Source organism: uncultured Winogradskyella sp. (genome assembly GCF_947495255.1).
Lineage (GTDB): Bacteria > Bacteroidota > Bacteroidia > Flavobacteriales > Flavobacteriaceae > Winogradskyella.
In genome coordinates this window covers 12780-25215 of record NZ_CANLYI010000006.1, presented here as the reverse complement: position 1 = coordinate 25215, position 12436 = coordinate 12780, and the positions used below count along the sequence as shown (strand labels likewise).

Annotated in this window: 16 protein-coding genes; 12 read left to right on the top strand and 4 right to left on the bottom strand. The window is 33.0% G+C overall.

The annotated features are described in order from the left end of the window. Nucleotides 1–11: 11 nt before the first annotated feature. The 5 genes from Q0807_RS10390 to Q0807_RS10370 all read left to right on the top strand — a co-directional run bounded on the left by Q0807_RS10390 (nucleotide 12) and on the right by Q0807_RS10370 (nucleotide 3880). Complete coding sequence (locus Q0807_RS10390) at nucleotides 12–851, top strand: RteC domain-containing protein (RefSeq protein ID WP_299109438.1); 840 nt, start codon at nucleotides 12–14, stop codon at nucleotides 849–851. Nucleotides 852–1175: 324 nt separating this feature from the next. Beyond that, the gene (locus Q0807_RS10385; protein ID WP_299109435.1) at nucleotides 1176–1454 is read left to right on the top strand and encodes a helix-turn-helix domain-containing protein; all 279 of its coding nucleotides are present in this window, start codon (nucleotides 1176–1178) and stop codon (nucleotides 1452–1454) included. 143 nt (nucleotides 1455–1597) lie between these two features. Then, nucleotides 1598–2110, top strand: coding sequence for a hypothetical protein (locus tag Q0807_RS10380; RefSeq protein ID WP_367180242.1), 513 nt, complete (start codon nucleotides 1598–1600; stop codon nucleotides 2108–2110). After that, entirely contained in the window at nucleotides 2094–2750 is a 657-nt protein-coding gene (locus Q0807_RS10375; protein ID WP_299109429.1) for an ATPase, read from the top strand. Before Q0807_RS10380 ends, Q0807_RS10375 begins: the two co-directional genes overlap by 17 nt. Before the next feature lie 11 nt (nucleotides 2751–2761). Continuing rightward, complete coding sequence (locus Q0807_RS10370) at nucleotides 2762–3880, top strand: hypothetical protein (protein WP_299109426.1); 1119 nt, start codon at nucleotides 2762–2764, stop codon at nucleotides 3878–3880. Here Q0807_RS10370 and Q0807_RS10365 read toward each other — a convergent pair. From Q0807_RS10365 to Q0807_RS10355, 3 genes are read right to left on the bottom strand one after another with little or no spacing between them, the layout of a single operon-like run. Then, the gene (locus Q0807_RS10365) at nucleotides 3877–4671 is read right to left on the bottom strand and encodes an ImmA/IrrE family metallo-endopeptidase (RefSeq protein ID WP_115812873.1); all 795 of its coding nucleotides are present in this window, start codon (nucleotides 4669–4671) and stop codon (nucleotides 3877–3879) included. The genes Q0807_RS10370 and Q0807_RS10365 overlap by 4 nt on opposite strands. Then, the gene (locus tag Q0807_RS10360; protein ID WP_299109418.1) at nucleotides 4664–5002 is read right to left on the bottom strand and encodes a hypothetical protein; all 339 of its coding nucleotides are present in this window, start codon (nucleotides 5000–5002) and stop codon (nucleotides 4664–4666) included. The genes Q0807_RS10365 and Q0807_RS10360 overlap by 8 nt, the downstream gene beginning before the upstream one ends. Continuing rightward, the gene (locus Q0807_RS10355) at nucleotides 4989–5672 is read right to left on the bottom strand and encodes an RNA polymerase subunit sigma (protein ID WP_115812869.1); all 684 of its coding nucleotides are present in this window, start codon (nucleotides 5670–5672) and stop codon (nucleotides 4989–4991) included. Before Q0807_RS10355 ends, Q0807_RS10360 begins: the two co-directional genes overlap by 14 nt. A gap of 146 nt (nucleotides 5673–5818) precedes the next feature. Between Q0807_RS10355 and Q0807_RS10350 the strand changes: the two genes are divergently transcribed. The 5 genes from Q0807_RS10350 to Q0807_RS10330 are packed head-to-tail and all read left to right on the top strand — an operon-like array spanning nucleotide 5819 to nucleotide 8512. Continuing rightward, on the top strand, nucleotides 5819–5944 hold the full coding sequence (locus Q0807_RS10350) for a hypothetical protein (RefSeq protein WP_262480634.1): 126 nt from the start codon (nucleotides 5819–5821) through the stop codon (nucleotides 5942–5944). A gap of 8 nt (nucleotides 5945–5952) precedes the next feature. Further along, nucleotides 5953–6378: a lecithin retinol acyltransferase family protein gene (locus Q0807_RS10345; RefSeq protein ID WP_299109407.1), complete on the top strand. Its 426-nt coding sequence runs from the start codon at nucleotides 5953–5955 to the stop codon at nucleotides 6376–6378. Further along, nucleotides 6365–6850 (top strand): Pycsar system effector family protein, encoded by a 486-nt coding sequence (locus Q0807_RS10340; RefSeq protein ID WP_115812865.1) that lies wholly within the window; start codon nucleotides 6365–6367, stop codon nucleotides 6848–6850. Before Q0807_RS10345 ends, Q0807_RS10340 begins: the two co-directional genes overlap by 14 nt. 33 nt (nucleotides 6851–6883) lie before the next feature. Further along, entirely contained in the window at nucleotides 6884–7843 is a 960-nt protein-coding gene (locus Q0807_RS10335; RefSeq protein WP_299109397.1) for a hypothetical protein, read from the top strand. 3 nt (nucleotides 7844–7846) lie between these two features. Continuing rightward, a complete protein-coding gene (locus Q0807_RS10330) occupies nucleotides 7847–8512 on the top strand; it encodes a hypothetical protein (protein ID WP_299109394.1) in 666 nt (221 codons plus the stop codon). 120 nt (nucleotides 8513–8632) lie between these two features. Here Q0807_RS10330 and Q0807_RS10325 read toward each other — a convergent pair whose 3' ends face one another. Next, complete coding sequence (locus tag Q0807_RS10325) at nucleotides 8633–9286, bottom strand: N-acetylmuramoyl-L-alanine amidase (protein ID WP_299109391.1); 654 nt, start codon at nucleotides 9284–9286, stop codon at nucleotides 8633–8635. Between the two features lie 188 nt (nucleotides 9287–9474). On the opposite strand from Q0807_RS10325, the gene Q0807_RS10320 reads away from it, so the two are divergent. Together Q0807_RS10320 and Q0807_RS10310 are read left to right on the top strand one after the other, a co-directional pair. Then, on the top strand, nucleotides 9475–9762 hold the full coding sequence (locus tag Q0807_RS10320; RefSeq protein ID WP_299109389.1) for a hypothetical protein: 288 nt from the start codon (nucleotides 9475–9477) through the stop codon (nucleotides 9760–9762). A gap of 270 nt (nucleotides 9763–10032) precedes the next feature. Next, nucleotides 10033–12435 (top strand): TraG family conjugative transposon ATPase, encoded by a 2403-nt coding sequence (locus Q0807_RS10310; protein ID WP_299109385.1) that lies wholly within the window; start codon nucleotides 10033–10035, stop codon nucleotides 12433–12435. Nucleotide 12436 lies beyond the last annotated feature (1 nt).

The following is a 12436-nucleotide window of genomic DNA, read 5'->3' as shown; positions in this document are numbered from 1 at the left end:
TTTGTATGGTTATGAGGTACCAAGAATTAATATCAGAATTTGAAACAACACTGGAGTCTTTAGAGTCCCGTACTGAGGATATTCTATATAAAGCAGAAAATGGGATTACTAAAACTGAAAAATGCATTAAAAAACTTCGAAAAAGAGTCCTTAAAAAAGGGTTTAGTTCAAAAAATGAAGAAATTAGTTTTTTTAAGCATATAAAACCTCAAATATTTAGCAGACTTATTTATTATGTTAGGCTCTTTAATATTGAAAGCAAACGTCCTCGAAGTAGCTCAAAGTACCAAATAGAATATTTAAATAATCACATCAACAAATTACAAGTCTTTTTCAATGATAACTTAGAGTTCTATCATTATTATCGCAGAGGTGCAACGACCCTAGATGAAGAATATTTTATTAGAGGTAAATCTGATTTACGATTACCAACTGAATTCTTCCATTTTTTTATTGACGATCAGTTTTCTACATGTCAAGACACCACAGTAGCTACCATTATTGCTTATGATATGTTGATTGTTTATCTGCAACAAGAAATTGAAAAATTACAGTCGCATAAAGACACTAAAACCAATACGATGAAGCAAACATCTTCAAAACTTTTTTGGACAGGAAGCAAAACAGAGTTAACCGAATTAATTTATGCACTCCACAGTAGTGGCTCCATAAATAGCGGAACTGCCGACATTAAAGAATTAGCCTCTATGTTTGAGCAGGTATTTAACATTGAACTTGGCAATTACTATCACACTTTTATAGAAATAAGAGCTAGAAAAAACAGTAAAACAAAATTTTTAGATTGGTTGACAAAAGTACTTCTAAAGCGCTTTAAGGATTTGGATGAATAACCCTAAGTTTTCCCCAAGTTGGGAATACCATACCTCCTAAAAACTCCATTATTTTTAATACAAAATAGGGCAATAAATTTATTGAACTCGCCCTTCTCATCTCCAAAACTATTCAAAACTTATATTAAAAAAAACTCCCATCTCTGGATAAACTATTGAAGACAATAGAATAATCACCCACAAATTTGCATAACGAAAGTCAAATCAACAGATTCACGAACATTAATTTAGTCAAATAGTAATGGTCGTGAGCTAAATCGAGATAGAAACTATCAAAATGTTTTAAGACCATTTTTTAGTCTCTTTCTTTAAAACCCTTTTATTATGCCAGCAACTATAATCACGACCGATGATCTCAGAGAATTTAAATTAGAATTACTCTCTGATATTAAACACATTCTCAGCAAACAATCACAAGGCCAACTGAAGAAATATATAAAATCTTCAGAACTCATGGATTTACTCAAAATTAGTCCAGGCACATTACAGAATCTCAGAGTAAATGGCACCCTTCCTTTTACGAAGGTTGGAGGTATTATATACTATGACGCCGCAGAAATTCAAAAGGTAATGGATAAGAACCGCGTGGACAATACCATTTAAAACGCTTTATGAACTATATAAAACATCTCAATTCAATATTTCAAATATTCTATTTAGATAAGCGATTAAATCCAACACATGTCAGTTTATATATGGCACTATTTCAATGTTGGAACGTTAACCGGTTTCCAAAAGAATTTTATATGGATAGACAAGAAATTATGTTACAATCTAAAATTGGATCAAAAGCAACCTATCATCGTTGCCTTAAGCAATTAAACAGTTGGGACTACATACATTATTTGCCATCTCATAACCCCTATAAAGGGAGCAAAATTAGGATGCTCATTTTTGATACAAGCTCTAAACAAGTTCTAAACAAGCATGAAACAAGCACTGAACAAGCATTAGTACCTAATACAAACATTACTAAACAAAAAGAAAACATAAATAAAACTAAGCTACCAAAAAATGAATTTGAAGTTTTTGTTTTTTTTAAAAGTAAAAAATGGCCATCGATTGAAGCTTCAAAATTTTACAATCACTATCAAGCGATTGGTTGGAAAATTGGTGGTAAAATAAAAATTGAAGATTGGCAAGCCAGCGCCAGTAATTGGATGCTTAAAGCAAAGGAACTTGAAACTAAAAATGCAGTGTTTCATAAAAAGGACAACTTGAGAACCTCAAAACAAAAAAATTATGGTCAACCCTTGTAAACTCATTGAACAAAACATAGAATATTCTATTGGATCCTTAAATGGCAAAGAAGTGATTTATGACTTTGAAAAAATATTAATTTACCTCGATATTAAAGGAAAATTGCTATTCGGTAACCGTTTTAAAATCTATGAAGCAGACCACGACATTATTTTAAAACTCTGTCATTACGTTATAAAAGATGAAGACAATTGCGCTAAAAATGATATTGACATCAACAAAGGCATTCTACTTTCCGGCCCTGTGGGCTGCGGTAAAACAAGCTTAATGTTATTGCTAAAACATATCGTCCCTCTACAAAAACCATATATTTTAATTCCTTGTAGAAATATTGTATTTGGGTTTAATCATATTGGTTATAAAACTATTGAAGATTATGGCTGTAGACAATTCTTTTGCTTCGATGATTTAGGTGTTGAACCTATGGGACGACATTATGGAAAAGACTGTAATGTTATGGGCGAAATTCTGATCTCGCGTCATGAGCTTTTTATAGACCACAAGATAAAAACACATGCCACCACAAATCTAAATGCTCAAGAATTGGAAGATTTATATGGTCATCGCGTCCGAAGTCGTATGCGCGAGCTATTCAACCTTATTCCCTTTGATGAAAACACCAATGATAAACGCAAATAAAAACACGTATTATGAAAATCGCCACCTTTAACATTCAGAATTTATTTCACAGAGACAAAAGTCTTCTAGAAAAACCTTATGGAAAGAATATCAACGATTGGGTACATGAACTTGATGCTTTAATGCTTCATTCTTCTAAATCTTTGAACCAACAAGACCGCATTAAAGAGTTATCATTTCTCATTGGTTTTGAAAAACCAAGCCCTCGCCCTTATGCTATTTTACGAAGAAAAGCAGGATTTCTCTATATGAAAGGCTTAAGTCATTCTTTAGAAAATAAAGCAAATGATATTACCAATTGGAATGGTTGGGTGGAACTTCAAACTATTCCCATCCAATCGAAGGCAACAGATCACAAAGCACGGGTTATTGCTAATGTAAATCCTGATATTTTGTTATTACAAGAAATTGAAGACAGAGCCTCTTTTGAAGAATTCAATCAGCTTATCCTTCCAAAATATGGATGTCAACCGTATCCACAATCATTTGTCATACAAGGCAATGATATGAATAGTTTAGAAATGGGTATTGCGCTTAGAGAAGGGTATCATCTTGAGTCTGTGAGAACGCACAACATCAACACCACCCTAAACGACGATGGTAAAAACCTCATCGTATATGAAATTACCACACCTTCCAAAAAAACAATTTGGCTGCTCAATGTCTACCTCATAAAAGACAAACAAGATAAAACCTATTCTGACACCATTAGAAAAAATCAAGTTACCCGAATTGCAGCGATTTATAATCAGCTTAAAGCAGAAGGTAAAACCAATATCATCATTGCAGGCACATTTAATGCTCCTCCTTATTGCAATTCTTTATCTCCAATAATCCAAGACACAGACTTAAAAGACATTACTAAACATCACTCTTTTCACGTGGATTCTGATAAAGGGAATGATGCTAATTATTTTAGACTTGGTGCTTATCGTATGGGTGTAAATATTAAGCAAAACGATTATATGCTCTTCTCCCCTTCTCTATTTGGTAAGATAACTTCGTGTGGTTTAAATCGTAAAGCGATGTGGCCAGAAAAACAACCACAATGGTCTATCTACAAATCTGTTTCTAATAAAAATGTGGCTGCTAGTGCGCATCCTTTGGTTTGGGGGAAGATTAAGGTTTAATCCCCCCAAATAATACTAAGAGCCTTATTCTTATATGTAATACAATGCTCAAGAAATTTTTTATTTATGTCATCATCCTTTACATACTTAAAAATATCTACAGCCCAAATCTCTTCTGTTTTAAAGATATCATCTTTGATATCTTTATAGAATTCTCCCATTACTGTATTGGGAGCTACAGTCTTTTCATAGAGAAGGTATTTATAAAGGAACCCTTCGCTACAATTATACCATTTAATCTTACCTGCCTCTCCGTAGATTATCATTATTGAATGATTCCCTATATCAGCAAACCTGAAGGCGCAAGCTGTTCGGCTAACTTTATATTCTTCTTTCAAAAAATCAATTAATCCAATATTAAATGGTTTCTTTTGAAAATCCTTATTAAATCTTTCTTCAGGCATTAATAAGCAAGATGCAAAAAAATCTGCTTCGTGTTCAATTTGATTAAATTGTTTTCGATTAGTTCTAGAGGGATGCGGCTTCAATAATCCTTTTTTCAAACCTATTCTGTGCGAATCAATGTAGTAATGCCCAAGCTCGTGTCCCAATGTAAATCGGCCTCGGGCGGAATTATGCAAGTTCCCTAAATCAGTATTTATATGAATAGAAAATTTTCCATTTTCATATAGAGTCATCCCATCAAAAGTATCTTTTCCATAACTATCATAGAATACTTTTAAACCTTCATCTTCAATAATCTTATCAAGCGGAGTTATCTTATCCTTATATTCTAAAGCAATTACTTCAGCTAGATTTTTTATGCTAAGGCTTTTGCTTTTATTAATCACTTGGATCTTGATTATGTTTTTTACGCATTTTTTCTATAATATGCTGAGGCAGATTCTGATTACCTTTTCTAGCAACCATTCTCAAACCTTCTATTTCTTTATCAACGTCACTTTCGAACATAGTAATAACCTTTGGTTCTCTATGGAATGTATTATTGATAATTGAGATTGGATCTAAATGAAAATTATCTAATTTATAATTATAGTCTTCATAAAGCTTATTAAATCTATCTAATTCAAGTTCACTACTTGGGAACAGAAAACCAGTTGAACTCAGCCAAGTATCTAATTGTTCAATTTCAATAAGCTCTATTTTTTTAAGCTTTGCCATTGATAATATTTAAATAGGTTGTAATGTGTCTTTCAGCATCTCCATAATAAGTATTTACAGATTTCTGAGTTAATGAGAGCTTTTCTCTTAACAGAGCAGTAATTGTTCGAGGTACTTTCTTTCCTTGTTTTTTGTATCCTCTATATGTAAAATAAATAATACGGTGTTTAACTGTCAATTGAGTTAAAGCCCTTTCAATTGTCTTTAATTTAGCAACAACTTCTCTTTTGGCTTCAACATTGATGATATCCAATTTTTCAGCCAATTCTTCTGCATTATTAATTAAACTTAAGTCTTCTTCCTCTGTCGGTTCTGCACAAGTATTTTCTTTTCCATACTTTATGATTTGGGTAAATACGATAGGATACATCCATAATAGTATGGCTTTATCCATATCATTGGATTTAGCTTTTTCTTTATTGAAACTTCCATATTTCCAAACTCTTGAAAAAGTGCAATGTGCTATTTCCAAAGCAACAACTTCACTGTATCCATACTTATTACAATAGATTTCTGATTTACGCTTTAATTCTTTCTCAAACCTGAAGCAAAATTCCACAAAGGCACTCTGTGCTTCTGCAGGAAATTCATCTTTGAAAGAAATATACTCAAGCAATTCTATACTAGGTATTTTTTCAAAATCTATGTCTTGATTCAGATCTGTATTCATTTATATACCAAAACGGATATATCTATTAGGGTATATGAGTAGCTGGGCACATATAGCCTTTGGTTAAAACAATAAAATACTAGCAAATAATTAATAGGGAGATTCAAATATAATAAAAAATCCTTATAAACTTAAAAACAAAAATTATGGCAAAAGATTCAACAGGTAAAAAATTCAATAGGATACCAGAACACAAGAGAAAGGTTAATGGTAAAACAATAACTATTAAGGAGCATATTAGAAGCAATAGAAAAGATAGTAAAGGAAAATAGAATTAGTTATGACAAATTATTTGCAGTTAATTAATGGCTTGCAACCAATAGATGTTATTGTAGCCAAAAAGAAAAGTGGTTTAGGTCGCATACTAGACCATTACATAGTACACCTCGGAAATGGAGTCTTCATAGGAAACTTGAAAGGCAGTGTAAAACAAGTCTTTCATTCAGAATTACTTGAATTGCTACAAGAATATGAACCTGTAAAAATAAGACGCTTTAATGGCAATCATTTTCAAGTACAACATGCCATAATAAGAGCTAGACAAAAACTCGGACATAAATATAGTTTTCTGGGCTTTAATTGCGAGCATTTTGCTAATTGGGTTCAATATGGTAAAGAATCCAGCAACCAAGTTAAGAATGGTCTTTGGATAGCTGCTGGTTTGGTTACAATACAAATAATAGCAAGTAACGATGGAGAAAGATAGACTAAAATACACAATAGATAGATTTGACCACTATTTTGATAGTGTCAACAATAAGTCGGCTGTATATATTGCAATAAACACTTTTATTACTGGTGGTATTATTGCATTGTTAAATCAAACTGAAATTGTTTGCGACATGTCAACAATTGGTAAAGTCAGCATTGGTGTTCTGCTATTTATTGGTGTTTTCAGTTTAATTGTACTTTCAATAGCAAGCATACCTTTTTTCTCAAAAAAGCCAGATTCTTTATATTATTTCGGCGCTATTTCTAAAATGAAGCGGTCTGAATTCAATAGTACATCAAAAAACTATAGTGACAAAGATGAGCTGCAAGATTTAAGGTCCCAAGTCTACATACTTTCTAACGGTTTAACAACAAAATTTTCAAGATTGAAATTCGCCGGTGTACTATTGGTTGTGCAATTCATTCTTCTTTTACCCACATTATATTTCATATTAATTAATTCATAAAAACCCTATACCATGAACATTTTTAATCCTTATTTGGACGTAATCAAAAAAGCGGTCGACAAAGACCCAAAACGAATGAATAAACTTTTTAGTCTGCATCAAGAAGATTCAGATTATGACTTAAGTTACATAAAAGGTTTACGAGCAGAACTTCCTGGACTTGAAAGCTTAAATGAATCTACAAGATTGATTAAGGGACTCGGAACACCTGCAATCAATAATTTACCCAGTCTTGGAAATCACCCAGATTTCTCATACTTACGTGGAACTACTAATACCGAAAAGCATTGGATAATTAGTGGTTTTGTTGATGTTCGAAAAAGTACTCAATTGAATAATCGATTTACCTTGCAAACCGTTGCGCTTATAACTGAAGGCATTGTCAAAGCATCAATATTTGCTGTTAATTTATGTGGTGGCTATGTACATAGAATTCAAGGAGATGGCTTGATGGTTTATTTTGGAGGAAAAAATATCGAGAAAATACAAGCAACCAAAGATGCTTTAAAAGCATTTGCATTGATTACTTATTTCGTGAAAAATGACCTTAAAGAGTATTTCGAAGCCAATGGGATCAAAGATATTTTTACCAGAGCTGGTCTAGATCTAGGTCATGATAACCAAGTGCTTTGGATGTATTCTGGATTAGGAGAGGCTGGAGAGGTTACTACTTCTAGTCTTCACACTAGTTTAGCACCTAAAATGCAAGCCACTGCATTAAGTAATGGAATCGTTGTTGGTCAACACATCCTTAATCAATTGTCTAATGACAAATATTTCAAACAAAAGTCAAAACCCATCTGGGATTACGAAGATGGTAGATTTTACAATCATTATGACTTTGATTGGGAAAAGTACATCACAGAAAATGATTTCGCTGTCCAAGATCAAAATGGTAATGTTATTCTAACAATTGGCAGTCCAAAAGTAAAACTTGACCCTATTAATCTTGTACCAATTGCTTCAATCAGTAAACCATATTTTAATTATTAGAGAATGTCGCTATTAAAAAGAGATATAGCAAAATTTTTAGAGGTCTATCATAAATTTGATAATGTAACTCTTGACAAACATAATTGTGAAGCACTTTATGGAGAGATATCTGTTGTAGACGAGAAAAAGCAACATTGGAAAAACTATAAAGTGCTCATAACAATAAATACATCCTATCCTCACACCATCCCTTCAGTATATGAGATGAGTGACGTTATTGAACGAGATTGGGATTTTCATATTTCTAAAAAAGGCGCATGCTGTTTAGATATAACTCATGACCTTATTCTTAAACGAAACACTGGTATAAATTTAATCGAGTTTTATAGAGATGTTATCTATCCGTTTTTCGCTAATCATCAATATAGAATATCCAAAGGTCATTACGCAAATGGTGAATATGATCATCATGAAGCTGGAATTATACAATATTACAGAACAAAGTTAGGACTTAAAGACCCTTTATATATAATCAATTTGATTAACAAAGCAATTAAGGGTGATAAATTTGAAGCCAATAAAGATTGTCCAATATGTGGCAACCCTAAATATAAAAAGTGTTGTAGACCTCTGGTAAATAAATTACGCCTTTACGGTAAGCAACAACTTGAAAGTGATTTAATTACTTTCAATAAAATTTCAGAAAGCAAAATAGAAAATGTTTCTTAGAATAAGTTGATGGGATTATTTATATGTCCGTTTTATGATTATTTAATAAGTGTTTTATGGAAGTTAAAAACGTAACTAATAATTCCTTCAAACTCTTTAGTACTCTTAAATACAACTCACTCATAACCCCAAAAATTTAATAATCGATTGAAGTATAACCAAAGCAATAGCGCTTTGAGATTCTTCATTACTCAAATAAATAGCCTCGTCGGATTTAGATAAAAATCCTAACTCTAATAGTATTGACGCATTACTATCATTATCTCGTAATACCTGAAAGTTTCCATATTTCAATCCTCGATTTCTAATACCTAGGATATCAACTAATCCTTTTTGTATAGTAAGCCCTAAATAAGTAGATGCTGATGCCTGCGCTTCACTTTTAGGATAAATAAAAACTTCTGTTCCTGCTGCGGTTGTATTTATAGCTTGATTGCAATGGATTGAAATAAAAATATCCGCTTTCAATGTTTTTGCCAAAAGAGTTCTATCACGAAGGGCTATTAAGGTGTCTGTATATCTAGTGAAAAATAACCTCAACGGATCATCAAATAAAGTATCATTGAGAACTACCATTTTAGAAACGATTGCTAAAACGATATCTTTTTCCTTTATACCTTGTGTGGTTATAGCCCCAGGATCTTTGCCTCCGTGTCCTGGATCTATTACAACAATGGGTTTCTTTTCTTGATCTTTCTCATTCTGTGTAAAAGAAATATTAATAAAAAACAAACATAATAACGCAAGTAGCATTTGATTTAACGTATACATCATAATCATTTTAGATTACACAATATTCAAGAAATCAACCACTTCCTTAACAATCTTCAAAAGTTTAACACCCCTAAGCGTTAAAATTTAGAGATTTTCTTCCGTCAGATTCATTTCGCACTAGATTTCATAACGTATTAATCAAAACCTGCCATTTCGATTCCATCGATAAATGGCTAAATCTAGCACTTATGAAAAAATTAATGTTTACGCTATTCACATTTTTACTGGCAACAGCCACAAGCTTTGCTCAGATCGGTGGTATTGAAGACTCCGTTAATGATGTTTCAGATACCATAAGAGCCATATTCCCCATCATTTTGGGCGTCATTTTTTTAATTGGATTCCTCTTTAACGCTGGTCATTTTTTTGGAGAAAACGCAGATCTTAAAAAAGGCATTACCCGAGTTCTCGTATTTGTCTTGATTGCAGGTGCAGTGGTAGGCATCTTTACTTACCTCATAAGCATCGTTGTCTAATGAAACGGTTTGAGGTCTATAAGAACATAAGAAAACGGGCAGCCATTTTTGGATTGCCCATTTCCCTATTTGCTTTAATGATGGTGGCTATTCTTGCGTCATTATTAATCATCATTTTCTCATTCAGCTTTGGGGTTATAATTGGTCTGATGTTTTTTAATGCCAGCTTATATGTGGCTTTAACACGGATCACAAACCATCCACAGCTTTTCCAGATGACAAAAGCCTTTCCAAAACTTATAAGTAACAAAAGAATTATTGTTTTAAATTATGAACACGATTAACCTTTCAAAATATCAACCCATTGTCGCTATTAAAGACCATATGGTATTTGCCAACAATGGTAATGTAGTGTTTTGCTATGAGGGGCATCTGCCAGAAATCTATTCCTTATCTGAAAAGGATTTTGAAGATATACATAGTGCATGGTTTCAGGCGTTCAAATCCTTACCTATTGGCACCGTGGTCCATAAACAAGACATTTATCTTAAAAAAACATATCACTCAGAACCGCTTCCAAACACCACCTTTCTCGAAAAAGCCACAAACGCACATTTTAAAGGTCGTGAGCATATAAAACACCACTGTTATTTGTTCTTCATCTTAACCAAGAACAAGGCTCTAAACCATCCTAAATATGTCAATCCTTTCAAGACAATTTCAAAAGTGATTGCACAAGAACTAGATGAAAATATTAAAAGCTTCGCCAACGCCGTAAACGATTCCGTTTCCTTTATCAACAACAGTCGTAAAATGGAATTTCGTCCACTACCACCAGAAGATATTCAGCAATTAACACGACAATATTTCAATGGTTTCAACGAAGGATTTGACACGGACATTTTATTGGAAAAGAAAAACGTCACCATAGGCGAAAACCATTTTGATGCGCTTGCCGTCAACAGTGAATTATGCTTTGGAGAACATGTACAAAGTAGCAAAACCAATGAAAAATTTACTTCGGACGATTTTGTATTTCATCAAGGATTTATTGATGGTATAGGGCTTACACTTAACGAGAATCACATTGTTAACCAGATTCTTTATCTGGACGACAAGCAAAAGTGGCGTAAGCTATTGGATAAGAAAATCGAGGAACTTAATAAGAGTTCCAATTTTGGTTCACAAAACAAAGTCGTTCTAGGAAAAATTCAACACATTCTAGATCAAATTAATGCCGATGATAATTCACGAATCATTCGTGGTCATCTCAATATTATCTATTGGTCAAAAGACGCTAAAACTTTAGATAAGATCACCTCACAAATTAAGACTGAATTTAAGGAATTGGATATTATTCCTTATTATCCAAGAGGTGAAGAACGCAAAAATTATATCCTGAACAGTTACTGTTGTTTTTCATCCAATTTCTCAAACAACGATTTGTACGTTACCGATTTGAAACACGCGCTTTGTCTGTTCATTAATAACACCAATTACAAATCCGATAAAACCGGCATTATTTTTAATGATAGAGAGCATAACATTCCAGTATTAAAAGATGTTTGGGATGAAAAAAAGAAGCGCATCAAAGCTCGGAATTTCGCCATTTTCGCTCCCACAGGTGAAGGCAAATCGTTTTTAGCTAATAACATCTTACGGCAATATTTTGAAAGTGGTGTACGATTAGTCATCATTGATTTGGGGGGTTCTTATACCAAATTTGCCAAACTCTATCCTGAAAAGTATACCGTATTGCGTTATGAGAGCGGACAAAACTTAGGGATCAATCCTTTTTATATCAGCGATGTCAAAGATCTGACTCCAGAACGCTTAGAGGATTTATCCGTATTTCTATTTGAACTGTTTGCTTCAGATATAAAAGTCACCAAAGCACAATCGGTTTCGGTTAAGAAAATATTGCGTCATTATTATCGTCATACTTCTAAACAACATTCGCTCGAAGGTTTCTATAATTATATAGAAAAGCACCAGAAAGACCTTCTGAGTCGCTTAAAAATCCATCCCGACTACTTTAATGTGACCAGCTTTTTGCACGTTATGTCTGAGTACGTTGGCGATGGTCTATATAGTTTTCTATTTGAAGTAAGTGAAGACCAGACGTATAAAATCGAAGACAAACGCTTAATTGTTTTTGAACTGGATGAAGTGAAAGACAATAAAGAAATTTTGTCGGTAATGTTGAAGTTAATTAAATCAGCGATCCAAAGAACTATATGGAAAAACAGAGCCGAAAAAGGCATCATTTTATTCGATGAGTTTGCGAAACAACTGAAGTTTGACAACGTACTAGAAAGTGTTGAATTTTACTATCAAGCGATACGAAAACAAAATGGAGCTATTGGGATCATACTACAATCCATTAATCAACTTCCCGACAATGCAACCTCAGCAAGTATTTTGGAAAACACCCAAGTTATCTATAGTCTGAATAATGAAAAAGGTTATGAGGAACTTGTAAAAAGACTCAACCTATCAAGCCATGACTTAAACCAATTAAAATCCATTAAAAATAATCTTTCTGGTTCACGGAAGTACACTGAAATGTTCATCAAAATCGGAAAGGAAAGCAACATTTTCAGGCTTGAGGTCCCTAAAGAAGTGTATGCAGCATATCTAACCGATGGACGAGAAAATGAGGATATCATGAAGCTCTACGAAGAGCATCACGATATGCAAAAAGCAATAATTCAATTCACATCTAAAACGTAAT

Excerpts from the sequence above, each read along its gene's own strand:
- Q0807_RS10390 (WP_299109438.1), top strand. The coding sequence starts at position 12 with ATGAGGTACCAAGAATTAATATCAGAATTTGAAACAACACTGGAGTCT.
- Q0807_RS10385 (WP_299109435.1), top strand. The coding sequence starts at position 1,176 with ATGCCAGCAACTATAATCACGACCGATGATCTCAGAGAATTTAAATTA.
- Q0807_RS10380 (WP_367180242.1), top strand. The coding sequence starts at position 1,598 with ATGGATAGACAAGAAATTATGTTACAATCTAAAATTGGATCAAAAGCA.
- Q0807_RS10375 (WP_299109429.1), top strand. The coding sequence starts at position 2,094 with ATGGTCAACCCTTGTAAACTCATTGAACAAAACATAGAATATTCTATT.
- Q0807_RS10370 (WP_299109426.1), top strand. The coding sequence starts at position 2,762 with ATGAAAATCGCCACCTTTAACATTCAGAATTTATTTCACAGAGACAAA.
- Q0807_RS10360 (WP_299109418.1), bottom strand. The coding sequence starts at position 5,002 with ATGGCAAAGCTTAAAAAAATAGAGCTTATTGAAATTGAACAATTAGAT.
- Q0807_RS10355 (WP_115812869.1), bottom strand. The coding sequence starts at position 5,672 with ATGAATACAGATCTGAATCAAGACATAGATTTTGAAAAAATACCTAGT.
- Q0807_RS10350 (WP_262480634.1), top strand. The coding sequence starts at position 5,819 with ATGGCAAAAGATTCAACAGGTAAAAAATTCAATAGGATACCAGAACAC.
- Q0807_RS10345 (WP_299109407.1), top strand. The coding sequence starts at position 5,953 with ATGACAAATTATTTGCAGTTAATTAATGGCTTGCAACCAATAGATGTT.
- Q0807_RS10340 (WP_115812865.1), top strand. The coding sequence starts at position 6,365 with ATGGAGAAAGATAGACTAAAATACACAATAGATAGATTTGACCACTAT.
- Q0807_RS10330 (WP_299109394.1), top strand. The coding sequence starts at position 7,847 with ATGTCGCTATTAAAAAGAGATATAGCAAAATTTTTAGAGGTCTATCAT.
- Q0807_RS10325 (WP_299109391.1), bottom strand. The coding sequence starts at position 9,286 with ATGATGTATACGTTAAATCAAATGCTACTTGCGTTATTATGTTTGTTT.
- Q0807_RS10320 (WP_299109389.1), top strand. The coding sequence starts at position 9,475 with ATGAAAAAATTAATGTTTACGCTATTCACATTTTTACTGGCAACAGCC.
- Q0807_RS10310 (WP_299109385.1), top strand. The coding sequence starts at position 10,033 with ATGAACACGATTAACCTTTCAAAATATCAACCCATTGTCGCTATTAAA.